Annotated in this window: 12 protein-coding genes and 1 pseudogene; 1 reads left to right on the top strand and 12 read right to left on the bottom strand. The window is 62.9% G+C overall.

The features are described 5' to 3' along the window. Positions 1-86: 86 nt before the first annotated feature. The 10 genes and pseudogenes from pyc to AC0L2B_RS24955 form a co-directional block, all read right to left on the bottom strand. Complete coding sequence (pyc, locus tag AC0L2B_RS24910) at positions 87-3,545, bottom strand: pyruvate carboxylase (protein ID WP_473747187.1); 3,459 nt, start codon at positions 3,543-3,545, stop codon at positions 87-89. Positions 3,546-3,784: 239 nt separating this feature from the next. Next, entirely contained in the window at positions 3,785-4,903 is a 1,119-nt protein-coding gene (locus AC0L2B_RS24915; protein ID WP_023800033.1) for a branched-chain amino acid ABC transporter substrate-binding protein, read from the bottom strand. A gap of 139 nt (positions 4,904-5,042) precedes the next feature. Beyond that, a complete protein-coding gene (locus AC0L2B_RS24920; RefSeq protein WP_027152865.1) occupies positions 5,043-5,390 on the bottom strand; it encodes a DUF6867 family protein in 348 nt (115 codons plus the stop codon). A 17-nt stretch (positions 5,391-5,407) separates the two neighbouring features. Further along, complete coding sequence (locus AC0L2B_RS24925) at positions 5,408-6,136, bottom strand: ABC transporter ATP-binding protein (RefSeq protein ID WP_473747246.1); 729 nt, start codon at positions 6,134-6,136, stop codon at positions 5,408-5,410. Next, positions 6,136-7,290 carry an ABC transporter ATP-binding protein gene (locus AC0L2B_RS24930; protein WP_473747188.1) on the bottom strand — a complete coding sequence of 385 codons (1,155 nt, stop codon included), beginning with the start codon at positions 7,288-7,290 and terminating at the stop codon, positions 6,136-6,138. The genes AC0L2B_RS24925 and AC0L2B_RS24930 overlap by 1 nt, the downstream gene beginning before the upstream one ends. After that, positions 7,290-8,783, bottom strand: a pseudogene (gene livM / locus AC0L2B_RS24935) (high-affinity branched-chain amino acid ABC transporter permease LivM); the annotation flags it as partial. The gene AC0L2B_RS24930 and the pseudogene livM, both read right to left, overlap by 1 nt. 106 nt (positions 8,784-8,889) lie before the next feature. Continuing rightward, positions 8,890-9,792, bottom strand: a complete 903-nt coding sequence (locus AC0L2B_RS24940) for a branched-chain amino acid ABC transporter permease (protein ID WP_023800038.1) — start codon at positions 9,790-9,792, stop codon at positions 8,890-8,892. Positions 9,793-10,129: 337 nt separating this feature from the next. Further along, on the bottom strand, positions 10,130-11,131 hold the full coding sequence (locus AC0L2B_RS24945) for a 4-hydroxyproline epimerase (protein ID WP_473747189.1): 1,002 nt from the start codon (positions 11,129-11,131) through the stop codon (positions 10,130-10,132). A gap of 12 nt (positions 11,132-11,143) precedes the next feature. Further along, positions 11,144-12,481: an NAD(P)/FAD-dependent oxidoreductase gene (locus tag AC0L2B_RS24950; RefSeq protein WP_473747190.1), complete on the bottom strand. Its 1,338-nt coding sequence runs from the start codon at positions 12,479-12,481 to the stop codon at positions 11,144-11,146. 47 nt (positions 12,482-12,528) lie between these two features. Next, the gene (locus tag AC0L2B_RS24955) at positions 12,529-13,422 is read right to left on the bottom strand and encodes a dihydrodipicolinate synthase family protein (protein ID WP_128173579.1); all 894 of its coding nucleotides are present in this window, start codon (positions 13,420-13,422) and stop codon (positions 12,529-12,531) included. Between the two features lie 68 nt (positions 13,423-13,490). Here AC0L2B_RS24955 and AC0L2B_RS24960 point away from each other — a divergent pair, with 68 nt between their 5' ends. Then, positions 13,491-14,183 carry a GntR family transcriptional regulator gene (locus AC0L2B_RS24960; protein ID WP_473747191.1) on the top strand — a complete coding sequence of 231 codons (693 nt, stop codon included), beginning with the start codon at positions 13,491-13,493 and terminating at the stop codon, positions 14,181-14,183. Between the two features lie 67 nt (positions 14,184-14,250). Here AC0L2B_RS24960 and AC0L2B_RS24965 read toward each other — a convergent pair whose 3' ends face one another. Then, positions 14,251-14,565, bottom strand: coding sequence for a hypothetical protein (locus tag AC0L2B_RS24965; RefSeq protein ID WP_023800042.1), 315 nt, complete (start codon positions 14,563-14,565; stop codon positions 14,251-14,253). A 287-nt stretch (positions 14,566-14,852) separates the two neighbouring features. After that, positions 14,853-15,152: a hypothetical protein gene (locus tag AC0L2B_RS24970; protein WP_023800043.1), complete on the bottom strand. Its 300-nt coding sequence runs from the start codon at positions 15,150-15,152 to the stop codon at positions 14,853-14,855. Positions 15,153-15,443 lie beyond the last annotated feature (291 nt).

Genomic DNA, 15,443 nt, shown 5'->3' on the forward strand with positions numbered 1-15,443 from the left:
CGGAGGCGACCGGTCAAGCTGTTATCGATGCGGCATGAAGGGCTGCCGCCAGACACAGACTACTCTGCCCGGGCAACATTTCTGTCTCATCCGAAGGCGATCAGCAGATCCTTGGCGTCGATCTGATCGCCGGCCTTGACCAGCACTTCGGCTATCGTGCCGTCGCGCTCGGCATGCAATGCCGTCTCCATCTTCATCGCCTCGATGGACAAAAGCACGTCGCCGGCCTTGACCGCTTGGCCGGCGGCAACGGCGAGCGCCGAGACGACGCCCGGCATCGGTGCGCCGACATGCGCCTCGTTGCCGGGCTCGGCCTTGCGCCGCGCCCTGGCGGCGGAAGCGCCGTGGGCCCGATCCGGCACTTTGACCCGGCGCGGCTGGCCGTTGAGCTCGAAGAACACGGTGACCATGCCCTTCTCGTCGACATCGCCGATGGCCAGGCAGCGCACCACCAGCGTCTTGCCCTTCTCGATGTCGACAAAGATCTCGTCCTCCGGCTTCATGCCGTAGAAATAGGTCGGCGTCGGCAGCACGCTGACCGGCCCATAGGTTTCCTGCGCTGCGGTAAAGTCGGAGAAGACCTTCGGGTACATCAGCCACGAGGCGAATTCGAATTCGCTGAGCTTGCGCTCGAGCTTGTCTTCGATCTCCTTGCGGCTGGCCTTGAGATTGGCTGCTTTCAGCAGCGAACCGGGCCGCACGGTGATCGGTTTGTCGCCTTTCAGCACCTTCTTCTGCAGTGCCTCCGGCCAGCCGCCGGGCGACTGGCCGAGGTCGCCGCGCAGCATCGACACGACCGAGTCGGGGAAGGCGATATCCCTGGCCGGATTTTCGACATCGGCAACCGTCAGGTCCTGGCTCACCATCATCAGCGCCATGTCGCCGACGACCTTGGACGACGGCGTCACCTTGACGATGTCACCGAACATCAGATTGACGTCGTGATAGGTCTGCGCCACTTCGTGCCAGCGCGTCTCCAGCCCGAGCGAGCGCGCCTGCTCCTTGAGGTTGGTGAACTGCCCACCCGGCATTTCGTGCAGGTAGACTTCCGAGGCCGGCCCCTTCAGGTCGCTTTCGAAGGCAGCATACTGGTTGCGCACCGCCTCCCAGTAGAACGAGATGTTCCTGATCCATTGCGGGTCGAGGCCCGGATCCCGCTCGGTGCCCTTCAGCGCCTCGACGATGGAGCCCAGGCAAGGCTGCGAGGTGTTGCCGGACAGGGCATCCATCGCCGCATCGATGGCGTCGACACCGCTGTCCACCGCCGCCAGCACCGTCGCCGCCGACAGGCCTGACGTGTCGTGCGTATGAAAGTGGATCGGCAGGTCGGTCGCCTCGCGCAGCGCCTTGAACAGAGCGCGGGCGGCGTTCGGCTTCAAGAGCCCGGCCATGTCCTTGACCGCGATGATATGGGCGCCAGCCGCCTGCAACTCCCTGGCCAGCGCGACGTAGTATTTGAGGTCGTACTTGGCTCGGGCCGGGTCGAGTATGTCGCCGGTGTAGCAGATCGCTGCTTCGATCAGCTTGCCTTCGGCGCCGACAGCGTCCATGGCGACGCGCATGTTGTCGACCCAGTTCAAACAGTCAAAGACTCGGAACAGGTCGACGCCGCCACTTGCTGCCTGTTTGACGAAATGCTGGACGACATTGTCCGGATAGTTGGTGTAGCCAACGCCGTTGGCGCCGCGCAAAAGCATCTGCAATAACAGATTGGGCGCTGCCTCGCGCACCAGCGCCAGCCGCTCCCACGGGTCTTCGGTGAGGAAGCGCATGGCGACGTCGAAGGTCGCCCCGCCCCAGCATTCGAGCGACAAAAGCTGCGGCAGTGCGCGCGCATAGGTGCCGGCAATGCCGGCGATGTCATAGGTGCGCACGCGCGTCGCCAGCAGGGATTGGTGTCCGTCGCGCATCGTCGTGTCGGTGACCAGCACTTCTTTGCATGCGCGCATCCAGGCCGCGAATTTCTCCGGCCCAAGCGCGTCGAGCTTCTGCTTGCTGCCATCGGGCACATTGCCGTTGAGATAGGGCACCATGGGCGCCGCCGCATCGGCCTTCGGCTGCGGCCGGCCGCGGGTTTCGGGATGACCGTTGACGCTGACATCGGCCAGGTAGTTGAGCAGCTTGGTCGCGCGATCCTGCCGCTTCACGCTCGCGAACAGTTCCGGTGTCGTATCTATGAACTTGGTCGTATAGGAATTTTCGGCGAAACTCGGGTGATTGATGATCGCCTCGAGGAAGGTGAGGTTGGTCGCCACCCCGCGAATACGGAACTCGCGCAGCGCCCGGTTCATGCGGGCGATGGTCTCGGCCGGCGTCGGCGCCCAGGCCGTCACCTTCTCCAGCAGCGGATCGTAAAAGCGGGTGATGACCGCGCCCGAATAAGCGGTGCCGCCATCGAGGCGGATGCCGAAACCGGTGGCGCCGCGATAGGCGGTGATGCGGCCATAGTCGGGGATGAAATTATGCTCGGGATCTTCCGTGGTGATGCGGCACTGCAGCGCGTGGCCGTTGAGCCTGATATCCTTCTGCGCCGGCACGCCCGATTCCGGCGTGCCGATGGCAAAGCCATCGAGGATGTGGATCTGCGCCTTGACGATGTCGATGCCGGTCACCTGTTCGGTGACCGTGTGCTCGACCTGGATGCGCGGATTCACCTCGATGAAGTAGAATTTGCCACTGTCGGCATCCTGCAGGAACTCGACCGTGCCGGCGCCGATATAGCTCGTCTCGCGCGCGATCTTGAGCGCGTAGCCGCAAAGCTCTTCGCGCTGCGACATTTCGAGATAGGGCGCCGGCGCGCGCTCGACCACCTTCTGGTTGCGGCGCTGGATCGAGCAATCGCGCTCGAACAGGTGCACGGCGTTACCGTGTGTGTCGCCCAGCACCTGCACCTCAACATGGCGGGCGCGCTCGATCAGCTTTTCGAGATAGACCTCGTCCTTGCCGAAGGCAGCTTTCGCTTCGCGCTTGCCCTCCGTCACCTCGCGGGCGAGATCGGCTTCCGAGCGGATGGCGCGCATGCCGCGGCCGCCGCCGCCCCACGACGCCTTCAGCATCACCGGATAGCCGATCGTCCCGGCGAGCGCCTTCACCGTCTCGATGTCGTCCGGCAAGGGATCGGTGGCGGGAATTACCGGCACGCCGACCTCGATCGCCAGGTTGCGTGCGGCGACCTTGTTGCCGAGCCTGCGCATCGTATCCGGCTTGGGTCCAATGAAAATAATGCCGGCCTTGACACAGGCTTCGGCGAATTCAGGGCTTTCCGACAACAGCCCATAGCCCGGATGGATGGCATCGGCGCCGGAAAGCCTGGCGACGCGGATCACTTCCTCGATCGACAGATAGCTTTCGATCGGCCCCATATCCCTGGTCAGATGCGGCCCGCGCCCGACCTGATAGCTTTCATCCGCCTTGAAGCGGTGCAGCGAGTACTTGTCCTCCTCGGCCCAGATCGCCACGGTTTTGAGGCCGAGTTCGTTGGCCGCGCGGAAGACGCGGATGGCGATTTCGGACCGGTTGGCGACAAGGATCTTCGTGATTGCCAAGGACAAGGCTCCGGACGCTGACGGAAGGGGGACTGCGCCATGATTAACGCGAAAATGCTGCAGCGCAAACAAAATCGGGCGGCGACGATTAAACCGATTTAAATCCAATCATTGGGTAGAGCGCCGCGCATTCCCTCGAATGCGCAAAGGGTGCTCCGACGAAAGGTAAAACGGCACACACGAAAAATGCCCGGCGCGAGGCGCCGGGCATTCCGGAATTGTCGTCGTCGTCGACAGGCTTACATCTTCTGGACGTAGGTGTATTTGCCGTCGTCGCCCTTCTTCCATTCGTACATGACGTAGCCAGGCAGCGTCGGATCGCCCTTCTCGTCGTAGGAAAGATCGCCCAGCACGGTCTTGAACGGGCCGTTGGCCTTGAGAGCCTTGGCAACTTCCATCGGATCGTTCGACTTGGCGGCTGTGGCGGCTCCCACGATCGCCTGCATGGCGGCGTAGGAATAAAGCGTGTAGGCCTCCGGCTCGAAGCCCTGCGCGCGGAACTTCTCGACCAGTTCCTTGTTCGCCGGGATCAGACGCGGATCCGGGCCGAACGTGTTCAGCGTGCCCGCAACCGCGTCACCGGCGATTGAGGCCAGTTCGTTCGACACGATGCCGTCGCCGGAAACCAGCGTGGCCTCGAGGCCCTGGTCAGCCACCTGGCGGATGATCAGTCCGGCTTCGGTGTGCAGGCCACCCCAATAGATGATGGAAACGCCGGCTTGTTTCATCTTGGCGATCAACGCCGAGAAGTCCTTGTCGCCGATATTTACGCCTTCATACATGACTTCCGTCACGCCGGCAGCGTTCATCGCCTTCTTGGTCTCGTCGGCAAGGCCCTGACCATAGGTCGTCTTGTCGTGGACGACCGCGATCTTGGCATCCTTGAAGTTCTCCGCGAGATAGGCGCCGGCGATGCTGCCCTGCTGGTCGTCGCGTCCGCAGGTACGGAACGTGTTCCACAGGCCGCGCTCGGTGAACTGCGGGTTGGTCGCGGCCGGCGTGATCTCGAGGATGCCGTTCTCCGCGTAGACTTCCGATGCCGGGATCGAAACGCCCGAGTTGAAGTGGCCGACCACGAACTTGACGCCGTCGCCGACGAACTTGTTGGCGACCGAAATCCCCTGCTTCGGATCGGAGACGTCGTCGCCGACCGTGAGCTTGACCTGCTCGCCGTTGATGCCGCCGGCCGCGTTGATGTCGGCGACAGCCTGTTCGGCGCCCTTCTGCAGCTGCGCGCCGAAGGCGGCATTCGGGCCGGTGATCGGACCGGCAACGCCGATCAGGACGTCAGCCCACGCGCTTCCGCTGAACGCGACGAGCGCGGTCAGGGCGACGGCGGACAAAAGTGATTTTCTCATGTAAAACGCTCCCATTTACAGAGTGGGCGTGGATGATGCTTTCATGCGATGCCCACCTTTACTCGCAGAAAGCGTACTTTGCCGATTTTCAGGCACTTGTCACGCCGATTCATCGGCGAAAAGGCGTTAATGATGAACGTCAACCTTTTGGTTTCCAACTCAAAAGCGATGCTCTTTCGTAGAGCCAGCTATACTGTGTCACCATCTGGTTGGTGCGCGTGTATTGATAGCCGATGAAGCCCAATATCATCAGGACGATGGTGTCGACGATGTAGTAGTGCAGCGAAAACATCGTGCCGCCGAACAGCGCGTGATGGATGAACCTTACGGCTATACCGAGGCCGAGCAAATAGGCGAACAATTGGACGACGCTGCGCCATGTCTGGGCGCAGGCCTTGCCCGTCATCCACGCCGCCCAGCCGCCAAGCAGGCAGGTGACGAAGAAGAACTGCCAGACCGAGGGTTCCTCATAGAGAATGCCCTGCATGATGAAGACTCCTGAACTCAGTGATGGCCGCCTTCGAGATAGGCGGCGCGCACGTCCGGATCGGCGAGCAGCTCCTTGCCGGTGCCGCTCATCGTCACGTTGCCGTTGACCATGACATAGCCGCGCGTGGCGAGCTTCAGCGCGCCGAAGGCGTTCTGCTCGACCAGGAACACGGTCAGCCCCTGCGTGCGGTTCAACTCGCGGATGGCGTTGAAGATCTGCTTGACGATCAGCGGCGCCAGGCCCAGCGACGGCTCGTCGAGCAAGAGCAGTTTCGGCCGCGCCATCAGCGCACGTCCGATCGAAAGCATCTGCTGCTCGCCGCCCGACAGCGTGCCGCCGCGCTGGGCAATGCGTTCCCTCAGGCGTGGAAACAGCGTGAACACCTTCTCGACGTCCTCGTCGTAGTGCTTGAGGTCGTCGAGGCTGGCGCCCATCTGCAGGTTTTCCATCACCGTCATGCGCGGGAAGATGCGCCGGCCCTCCGGCGACTGGGCGATGCGCATGCGCGCGATCTCATGGGTCGGCAACTGGGTGATGTCGGTGCCGGCGAAGGTGATGGTGCCCGCCCGCGCCCGTGGTGCACCAAAAATGGTCATCATCAGCGTCGACTTGCCGGCGCCATTGGCGCCGATCAGCGCCACGATCTCGCCCTGCTTGACGGTGACATCCACGCCGTTCAGGGCCCTGATGTTGCCGTAATAGGTCTGGACGCCCTTGATGTCGAGCAGCGTTGTGCCGGTCATCATTCATCCCCTCCGCCCCGGTTGGAGTCGCCCGGTGTCTTGGGTTTTGCCGGAGCCTTGGCGGCCGGCTTTGTCGCGGAAGGTTTCTCCGTCGGTTTGGCTTCGGCCGGCGATGCGGGCCTTGCCGCCGCGCCCGACCTTGCATCGACCTGCCCGGCTTTCGACGCGCCCTTCGACACCGTGACGCGTTCGCCCTCACTGTGTGCGACGGTGTCGATCACTGGCCCGGCGAAATACGAGGACGACGAGTCCGGACCGTGCGTCGAATCCGGGCCGGTGTCGAGTTGCTCGATGACGTCTTCGTCGCCGACCTCGATCAGCACCGTCTCGACGTCCTCGTCTTCGACCCCAAGATAGGCGGCGATGACACGCGGGTCGGTGCGCACCGCATGCGGACTGCCGTCCGAGATCTTGCGCCCGTATTCGAGCACCACGACATGGTCGGAAATCTGCATGACCACCGCCATGTCGTGCTCGATCAGCAGGATCGAGGTGCCGGTGTTGTCCTTGATGTCCATAAGGAGCGCGTTGAGCGCCATTGATTCCTTCGGATTGAGCCCTGCCGCCGGTTCGTCGAGGCAGAGCAGTTCCGGACCCGTGCACATGGCCCGCGCGATCTCCAGGCGCCGCTGCGCGCCGTAGGGCAAGTCGCCGGCCGGATCGTCGGCTCGATCGACGAGGTCGGCCTTTTCCAGCCAGTGCCTGGCGAGGTCGATCGACTCGGCCGACGCCGTCCGGTAGCCGCTGAAGCCAAACAGGCCGAGGACAGTGTAGCCGGACGCCTTCATCAGCTTGTTGTGCTGCGCCACCAGCAGATTCTCCAGCAGCGTCATGCCGGAAAACAGGCGGATATTCTGGAAGGTGCGCGCCACCTTGGCTCGCGCCGGAATCTCATGGTTCGGCAGCCGTTCGAGCAGATAGCTCGAGCCGTCGCGCCGGTTGAGTGTGAGCATGCCCTCAGACGGCTTGTAGAAGCCGGTGATGCAGTTGAACACGGTGGTCTTGCCGGCGCCGTTCGGCCCGATCAGCGCGGTGATCTCGCCGCGCCTGGCCTGGAAGGACAGGTCGCCGATGGCGACCAGACCGCCGAACTTCATCGACAGATGTTCGACCTGCAGGATGGCATCGTTCACGGATGGGTTCGCATCGCTCATCAGCCGTGGCCCTCCTTGGTGAAGGAGCCGGATACAGCCCTCCTCTCCTTGAGAAAGGCTGTCGGTTCACGACTGCCGACGAAGCCGCGCGGCTTCCACAGCATGACGATGACCATGGCCATGCCGAACAGCAGCATGCGGTAGAGTTCCGGCGTGAAGTCGGGACCGAAGACCTGCTTCAGGAAATCGAGTTCGCGCAGCACCTCGGTGCCACCGATCATCACCATGGCGGCGACGGCGATGCCAACCAGCGAACCCATCCCGCCGAGCACGACGATGGCGAGGATGATGGCCGATTCCAGGAAGATGAAGGATTCGGGGCTGACGAAACCTTGCCGCGCGGCGAAGAACGAGCCGGCGAAGCCGCCGAACATGGCGCCGGTGGCAAAGGCGGTGAGCTTGGTGGTGGTGGTGTTGATGCCGAGCGAGCGGCAGGCGATCTCGTCCTCGCGCAGCGCTTCCCAGGCGCGGCCGACGGGCATGCGCCTAAGCCTTATGGTGACGAAGGCGGTGAGCAGGCAGAGCCCGAGGATCAGGTAGTAGAGGAAGATCTTGTAATAGGCGCTCGACGTGGCGATGTCCAAGACCTTGGCGATATAGTTCGGATCCGAGACGTTGAACGACATCAGCCCGAAAAACGTGACCTTGGGAATGCCGGAGATACCGGCCGAGCCGTTGGTAACCTCACGCCAATTGATCAGCACGAGACGAATGATCTCGCCGAAGGCCAGCGTCACGATCGCCAGGTAGTCGCCGCGCAGGCGCAGCACCGGAAAGCCCAGCAGCACTCCCCAGAAGGCGGCCATGGCGCCGGCGGCAGGCAGCAGGATCCAGAACGACAGGCCGTATTGCGTGCCGAGCAGCGCATAGGCATAGGCGCCGACGGCATAGAAGGCGACATAACCAAGGTCGAGCAGGCCGGCGAGGCCAACGACGATGTTCAGCCCCCAGGCCAGCATGACATAGATCAGGATCTGAATGCCGTAATTGTCGACCCATTTCAGAGAACCCTGGAACCCGGCGGCCACCGATCCTCCGTACAGAGCAAGCACCAGCACAACGATGATCGGGTAGAGCGCCAGTGCGGTTATGCCCAATGCCGAGAAATGGGCATGGATGAAGGTTCGGAAATAAAACATCACCGAGGCCAGGGCGTAGATGGTCGCCAGCGCTCTCAGGAACCGTGCATAACCGGCCAGGCCGGGCCCCAGCAATCCGTCAAGGGAGCCGGCAAGGAAAGCCAGCACGGCCACTGTGACGATGGCGGCGATGAAATACGGCAAGCGGAAGAACCGCGCCGCCATGCTCTGCGGCAGCAGGCCGGTGGCGACGTCGACGATCTTCTGATTTGCCAGGAAAGGCTGTCCGTAGGCGACATAGAGAAAACGGCCGGCCATGGTCAGCACGACCACGACTGCAAGAAGCCACCAGCGCTGTACAAGGATCAGCTCGTTGGAGATGTTCTGATCGGTCCTCAGGCCGATGAACAGCACGAACAGGCCGAGCGCGATGGCGCCGGCATAAAGCGCTTCGCGGGTAGCGCGCTGCATGGGAGTGGCGACGATGTCGCGCTCCGGAGACGTGGTGACCGCCATGAACTCAGACCTTTTCGACTTCTGGCCGGCCGAGAATGCCGGAAGGCAGGAAGATCAGCACGATCGCCAGGATGGAAAAGGCCGCGACGTCCTTGTAGTCGATCGAGAAATAAGCCGACCACATGCTTTCGATGAAGCCGATCATGAGCCCGCCGAGCACGGCGCCGGGCAACGAGCCGATGCCGCCGAGCACGGCCGCGGTGAACGCCTTCACGCCCGGCGTGAAACCGTCGGAGAAGGCGATGACGCCATAATACATCAGGAACAGCGTGCCGGCGACGGCGGCAAGGGCCGCACCCATGACGAAGGTGATCGAGATGGTGCGGTCGACGTCGATGCCGAGCAACGCCGCCATCTTGCGATCCTGCTCGCAAGCCCTTTGGGCTCGACCCAGCGAGGTCTTGTTGACCAGGTACCAGAACAGCGCCAGCAGCAGCGCGGTGACGATGACGATGACGATTTGCTTCAGCGACACGCTGACGCCCTCGATATTATAGACCTTGGACACCATCGGCGGGATCGGCTTGTTGCGCGGCCCCTGCGTCACCTGGACGAAGTTCGACAGCGCGATCGACATGCCGATCGCGGTGATCAGCGGCGCCAGCCGGAACGACCCGCGCAACGGCCGGTAGGCTACCTTTTCGATCGTCCAGTTGTACAGGCTGGTCAACAGCATCGCGACGATCATCATGACCAGCAGCGCGATCACCACCGGCACCGAATAGAACATCGCGCCGAGGATGAGGAAAACGATGAGGGCGGCGAAGGCGCCGACCATGAAGATGTCGCCATGGGCGAAATTGATCATGCCGATGATGCCGTAGACCATCGTGTAGCCGATCGCGATCAGTCCATAGATCGATCCCAGCGTCAGCCCGTTGATAAGCTGCTGGACAAAATACTGCATGCTGTCGTGGCTCCCCTGGAATGTCGCCCATGCAGACGCATTCCTTTTCGTATTTCCCCTAGTCGTAAAGTTTCGAGCCCGGATTGCAACGTCATTCTTTAATCGGCATGCGTGATTTTGAAGCACGCAATCGGATTGCCCGTTCTTCCCTTCCCGGCCTCTGGACTATCGCCGACCCTATCATTGGCCTAACGCAATGTCTTTGGCGATTCGTCGTCAAAATGCACGCTGCTTCGAAGGAATCGCCGTAAAAATAAGTTGATGAGCGGGATCGTTGCGCCGTCTGGGCAATCGATCCTTGCATTCTGTTCGATTCCCCTGCGTCAGGATTCTCTTTCTATTTGACGACGAATCCGTGCGCGAACGGATCGCGATCGTCGATGAAGATCGTGTTCAATCCGGTCATGCGCGCCCAGCCGCCGATCGAGGGGACGATCGCCGGCTTGCCCGCCACCGTGACTTCCTTCTCGACCCTGCCCTTGAACAGCGAGCCGATGATCGATTCGTGGACGAATTCGTCACCGGTCCCAAGCTTGCCCTTGGCGTGAAGCTGCGCCATCCGCGCCGAGGTGCCGGTGCCGCAAGGCGAGCGGTCGATCGCCTTGTCGCCGTAGAAGACGGCGTTGCGCGCATCCGCCTGGCTGTCGGTCGGCGTACCCGTCCACATTATGTGCGACAGCCGGCCGATGCCGGGATTCTCGGGATGCACGAAGGCGTATTTTTCGTTGAGCCGCTGCCGCACCACCGGGCTCCAGGCGATGAGGTCGCCGGCAGAGTGGTCGGCCATGTCGCGATAGGTCTTCTGCGGCTCGACGATGGCGTAGAAATTGCCGCCATAGGCGACATCGACGCTGATCTCGCCGAGCTGCGGACATTCGACAGTCAGACCCTCCGCATGGAGGAAGGACGGCACGTTGGTGATGCGCACCTCCTCGACATATTCGCCGACCTGCCTGTACTCGGCGGTGACCAGGCCGGCCGGCGTGTCCAGCCTGAGCAAGCCCGGTGTCTTCGGCTTGACCAGCCCTTGCTCGATGGCCATCGTCACCGTGCCGATGGTGCCGTGACCGCACATTGGCAGGCAGCCCGAGGTTTCGATGAACAGGATGGCGATATCGCAATCGGGCCGCGTCGGCGGATAGAGGATCGAGCCGGACATCACGTCATGGCCGCGCGGCTCGAACATCAGCCCTGTTCGGATCCAGTCATATTCGGCCAGGAAATGCGCGCGCCGCTCCATCATCGTCGCGCCGTTGAGCAGCGGTCCGCCCCCGGCGACCAGCCGCACCGGATTGCCGCAGGTGTGACCGTCGATGCAGAAGAAGGAGTGGCGCGCCATTTCTAGATCCCGTCAGAAGCGGTTCGGAGAAAACGGTGACAGATCAAACACCGGATTTTGGCCGAGAATGAGATCGCGAACCAGGCGTCCGGTGGCAGCCGCCTGGGTGAGGCCGAGATGGCCGTGGCCGAAGGCATAGACTATCGTGCCGGCCTGCCTGGCGCCACCGATCACCGGCAGCGAATCCGGCAGCGATGGCCGCAATCCCATCCATTCGCGGCCGCCGGCCGGGTCAAGCCCCGGCAGGAATTTCTGCGCCTTGTCGAGCAGCGCTTTCGAGCGGGCGTAGTTGGGCGGCCGCTCGATGCCGCCGAGCTCGACCGCGCCGCCGACGCGCACGCCGGTTTCAAGCGGCGTGACGACGAAGCCGTGGCCGGAGAAAATAAGTTGCCGCTTCACGTCGAATGCGGTCTTCGGCAGCGTCGTGTTGTAGCCGCGCTCGGTTTCGAGCGGGATGCGGTCGCCGATATGTTTCGCCAGGAGATGCGACCAGGCGCCGGCGGCGATGACGAGGCATTTTGCCTGCCGCACCGTGCCGTCGGCCAGCGTCAATGTCGCGCCGTCCTGTCCCGCCCCGACGTGGTCGATCCGAGCCTTTTCGAAACGCGCGCCCTTGGTTTCGGCATAGGCCCAGATCGCTTTGCCCAATAATTTCGGATCCGTAACAGTCTTCCATCCCGGCACGAAAGTGCCCTTGACGAACCGCGGCGACAGGCCCGGCTGCAAGGCGGCGAGCGCATCGCCCTCGGCTTGGCTGAAGCCGATGCCGAAGCGTTGCCTCGCCGCCCAGCCGGGCAGCGACGCCTTGAACTCGGCCTCGCTCTCGTAAAGTTCGAGCGAGCCGTCCTCGCGCAGCATATTTTCGGTGCCTGAGCGCGCCATCAGCCCGGCCCATTCGGCCTCGGCGAGCCGCATCATCCCGGCCTGCGCCGCGAGGCTGGCCGCGTAGCGGTCGCTTCGTCCGGCGCGCCAGAAGCGAACAAGCCAGGGCAGCAACTTCGGCAGGTAGGTGGGCGGGATGCTGAGCGGGCCGAGCGGATCGGCAAGCCATTTCGGCAGATGCCTGATCATGCCCTTGTGGGCCAGCGGCAGCACATCGGAAAACGCCAGGGCGGCGGCATTGCCGGAACTCGTTTCCTCGCAGATCCCCGTCCGATCGAAGATCGTGACGTTTCGCCCCGCCTCGGCCAGATAGGCGGCGACACAGATGCCGATGATGCCGCCGCCGATAATGGCGATGTCCTCACCTTCTCCCCGTTCACGGGGAGAAGGTGCCCGAAGGGCGGATGAGGGGCGGCGCCCCGCTTTTGCCGACTTGGAAATTCCTTGCACGTGGGCGCTGCCCCTCATCTGGCTGCCGCCATCTCTCCCCGTAAACGGGGAGAAGAGAGCCTGCCTCAAAACCTCGGCAGCTCCGGCCGCGCCGCCAGCGCATCCCGGACGATCTTCTCGACCATCTTGCGGCGCTCGCCCGACAGCGGCTGGCGCGGCATGCGCACGCGGTCGTTGGTGTTGATCGCCAGGACTTCGGCGAGCTTGATGTTCTGCACCAGATAGGTCGACACGTCGAGGTCGAGCAGCGGCCGGAACCAGCGGTAGATTGTCAGCGCCTCCTCGCGGCGGCCCTGCTTCATCAATTGGTAGATCGCGACCGTCTCGCGCGGGAACGCGGTGACCAGCCCCGCCACCCAGCCGATGGCGCCGACCGACAGCGCCTCGAACGCCAGATTGTCGACGCCGGTGAACAAATCGTAGCGGTCGCCGAAGCGGTTGATGATTTCGGTCGAGCGGCGGATGTCGTCGGAGGATTCCTTGATGGCGACGAAGCGCTTGTCCTTCGCCAGTTCCTCCATCTGATCGACGGTGACGTCGACGCGGTAGGCAAGCCGGTTGGAGTAGATCATCACCGGCAGGTCGCCGGCCTCGGCGACGGCGCGCAGTGCGGCAACCGTCTCCTCCGCATTGGTGTGATAGATCGGGCTCGGCACCACCATCAGCCCGTTGGCGCCCTCTCTGGCGGCGCGGCGCGCGATCGCCGCCGCCTCGCGGGTGCCGGGTTCGTTGACAGTCAGCAGAACCGGCTTGCCGCCGGCGATCTTCTGCGCGGTCTTCAGCACGTCGATCTTCTCGTCATGCGAGAGCATCGGCCCCTCGCCGAGCGAGCCGCAGACGATGATGCCGTCGCAGCCAGCCTCCATCTGCAGCGCAAAGCAGCGTTCCATCTCGGCATGGTCGAGGCGGTCGTCCTCAGTGAATTTGGTTGTGACGGCGGGGAAAACTCCGGTCCACATAGCGGTGCTCCATCTGATATATCAGTCGTATATTTGTTAGGAAACGGACTGTCAACACGGATTTCGCTATGATATACCAAAAATATATCAGGAGCTCGCCTTTGATATTCAATGGAACAAGCCCGGCATTCGAGCCAGTGGCGGCGAAAGCCTACCGCGTGCTCGAGCACATGATCGTGACGCTCGAACTGGCGCCTGCAAGCTTCATCACCGAAGGCGCGCTGATCGACAGGCTGGGGCTCGGCCGCACGCCGGTGCGCGAGGCGATCCAGCGGCTGGCGTGGGAGGGACTGCTGGATGTCCGGCCGCGTGCCGGCATCGCCATTGCCCCGCTGCATCCCGGCGACTGGTTGCGCGTTCTCGATGCACGACGTGGCGTCGAGGTGGTTCTTGCCCGCTCGGCCGCCCGCTTCGTCACCCGCGAGGCGGCCGACCTGTTTCACGACGCGGCACTGGCCATGCAGAGGGCGGTGATATCGGGCAATGTGCTGGCCTTCATTCAGGCCGACAAGGCGCTCGACGAGGCGCTGGCGCTGGCGGCCGACAATCCCTTCGCCGCGCGGCTGGCGGCCCCGTTGCAGACCCACAGCCGCCGCTTCTGGTTCCGCTACAAGGCCGACACCGGGCTTGCCGAATCGGCCGAGCACCATGTCGCGCTGATCCGCTCGATCCTCGACGGCGACGAGGACGCCGCCGCCAAGGATGCCAAGCGTCTGATGGCGCTGCTGCGCTGCCATGCCGCGGCGGCCGCTACGCGATAGAGATCGGCAGCAAGCTTCGGCAGGCTCTTTGAGTTCCGCCCACAGGCGCTGAGCATCGCTCAATTCGTCAGGCGTCCTGGTCGGTCGGGATCACCACGTTTTCCCAATGTTCGCCGGCCGCGACAATGCAGCTTCTGCCGGCGACGTCGGTGACGATGATCGTCCAGCTTCCGCTGTCGGCGACATAGACTTCCATAATCGCCATCTGACCGATCAGCCCGAAAGCAAACTGTCTTTCCTGGAACTGCTCGCTCAGGTGGGCGACGAGATCGCGATGTTCAACGCAGTATTGATATTGGGCGCTTGCGGCGTTCGTACCCACCGCCGATGCGCCAGCAAGAATGAGGGTTTTCAACCCAACCAACAGCGATTTGCGCGCCATAGGGCATCTCCTTTGCCATCACGTCCGGCAAAGGAAGAGCCCTCATTTTGCCGGAACGATCCAGGCCGGTCCCGACGTCATCATCATCGCGTCGTTCCTTTCCGTGTTCCGGTCTGTCATCAGCGGGGACGAATCAAAATGTTCCCACTATGTTCCATATATGGTGTCGGCAACAAAAAAGCGCAAGCAGGCGCCCGCTGGGGCGCCTGTGGATCGTTTCATGGTCGTCGCCGAGAACCGCGGCCTGCGCGCGGCTATGCTAAGGCGGCTGCCACCCGCTAGGCGGCTCAGGTCCCTGGCAGCGCCGCTGTCTTCACCGCGCTCTCCCAGCCTTCACCCACCGAAACCACGCAGCTTTGACCGCGTGTGTCACTGGCGAGGATGGTCCAGGTGCCCTGATCGGAAACGAAGACTTCAACAATCACATTCGGATTGACGACGCCGATCGCGGTTGGATTTTCCCGGAACTTCTCGCCGAGCGCCTTGATCATGTCGGCTCGTGGCGCGCATTGTTCGGCCGCTGTTGCCGGGGCCGCGGAAAACGCGGCAGCCGCCGCGCCAAGTATCGACACCATGAGACGTGTCATCTCACACCTCCTTGCGCCGGCCGTACCCCCCGAAGCTGTCGTCAGCGCCGTTGGTCGATCTGCCGCATCTCCTTTGCGGCAGGATTGCAAGTTAAGGCTTCTGCAGTCCGCCTGGTTCCATCACATTAGCGTTCAGGCATACACGCGGCCGCGACCAGTCAGCAAAAAGGCCCGGTTTCTGGCCGGGCCTTTTTCGTCTTCAATCATAAAATCTGGAGCTGTTTGTCGACCGGCTAATTCATCGTCGGGATGACGAATTCGGCGCCGTCCTTCACGCCTGCCCGCGCGCCC

The organism is Mesorhizobium sp. WSM4815 (assembly GCF_055811575.1).

What these genes read in the sequence shown, in the direction of transcription:
- AC0L2B_RS24915 (WP_023800033.1), bottom strand. Translation starts at nt 4,903, where the DNA reads ATGAGAAAATCACTTTTGTCCGCCGTCGCCCTGACCGCGCTCGTCGCG.
- AC0L2B_RS24920 (WP_027152865.1), bottom strand. Translation starts at nt 5,390, where the DNA reads ATGCAGGGCATTCTCTATGAGGAACCCTCGGTCTGGCAGTTCTTCTTC.
- AC0L2B_RS24925 (WP_473747246.1), bottom strand. Translation starts at nt 6,136, where the DNA reads ATGACCGGCACAACGCTGCTCGACATCAAGGGCGTCCAGACCTATTAC.
- AC0L2B_RS24930 (WP_473747188.1), bottom strand. Translation starts at nt 7,290, where the DNA reads ATGAGCGATGCGAACCCATCCGTGAACGATGCCATCCTGCAGGTCGAA.
- AC0L2B_RS24940 (WP_023800038.1), bottom strand. Translation starts at nt 9,792, where the DNA reads ATGCAGTATTTTGTCCAGCAGCTTATCAACGGGCTGACGCTGGGATCG.
- AC0L2B_RS24945 (WP_473747189.1), bottom strand. Translation starts at nt 11,131, where the DNA reads ATGGCGCGCCACTCCTTCTTCTGCATCGACGGTCACACCTGCGGCAAT.
- AC0L2B_RS24950 (WP_473747190.1), bottom strand. Translation starts at nt 12,481, where the DNA reads ATGAGGGGCAGCGCCCACGTGCAAGGAATTTCCAAGTCGGCAAAAGCG.
- AC0L2B_RS24955 (WP_128173579.1), bottom strand. Translation starts at nt 13,422, where the DNA reads ATGTGGACCGGAGTTTTCCCCGCCGTCACAACCAAATTCACTGAGGAC.
- AC0L2B_RS24960 (WP_473747191.1), top strand. Translation starts at nt 13,491, where the DNA reads ATGATATACCAAAAATATATCAGGAGCTCGCCTTTGATATTCAATGGA.
- AC0L2B_RS24965 (WP_023800042.1), bottom strand. Translation starts at nt 14,565, where the DNA reads ATGGCGCGCAAATCGCTGTTGGTTGGGTTGAAAACCCTCATTCTTGCT.
- AC0L2B_RS24970 (WP_023800043.1), bottom strand. Translation starts at nt 15,152, where the DNA reads ATGACACGTCTCATGGTGTCGATACTTGGCGCGGCGGCTGCCGCGTTT.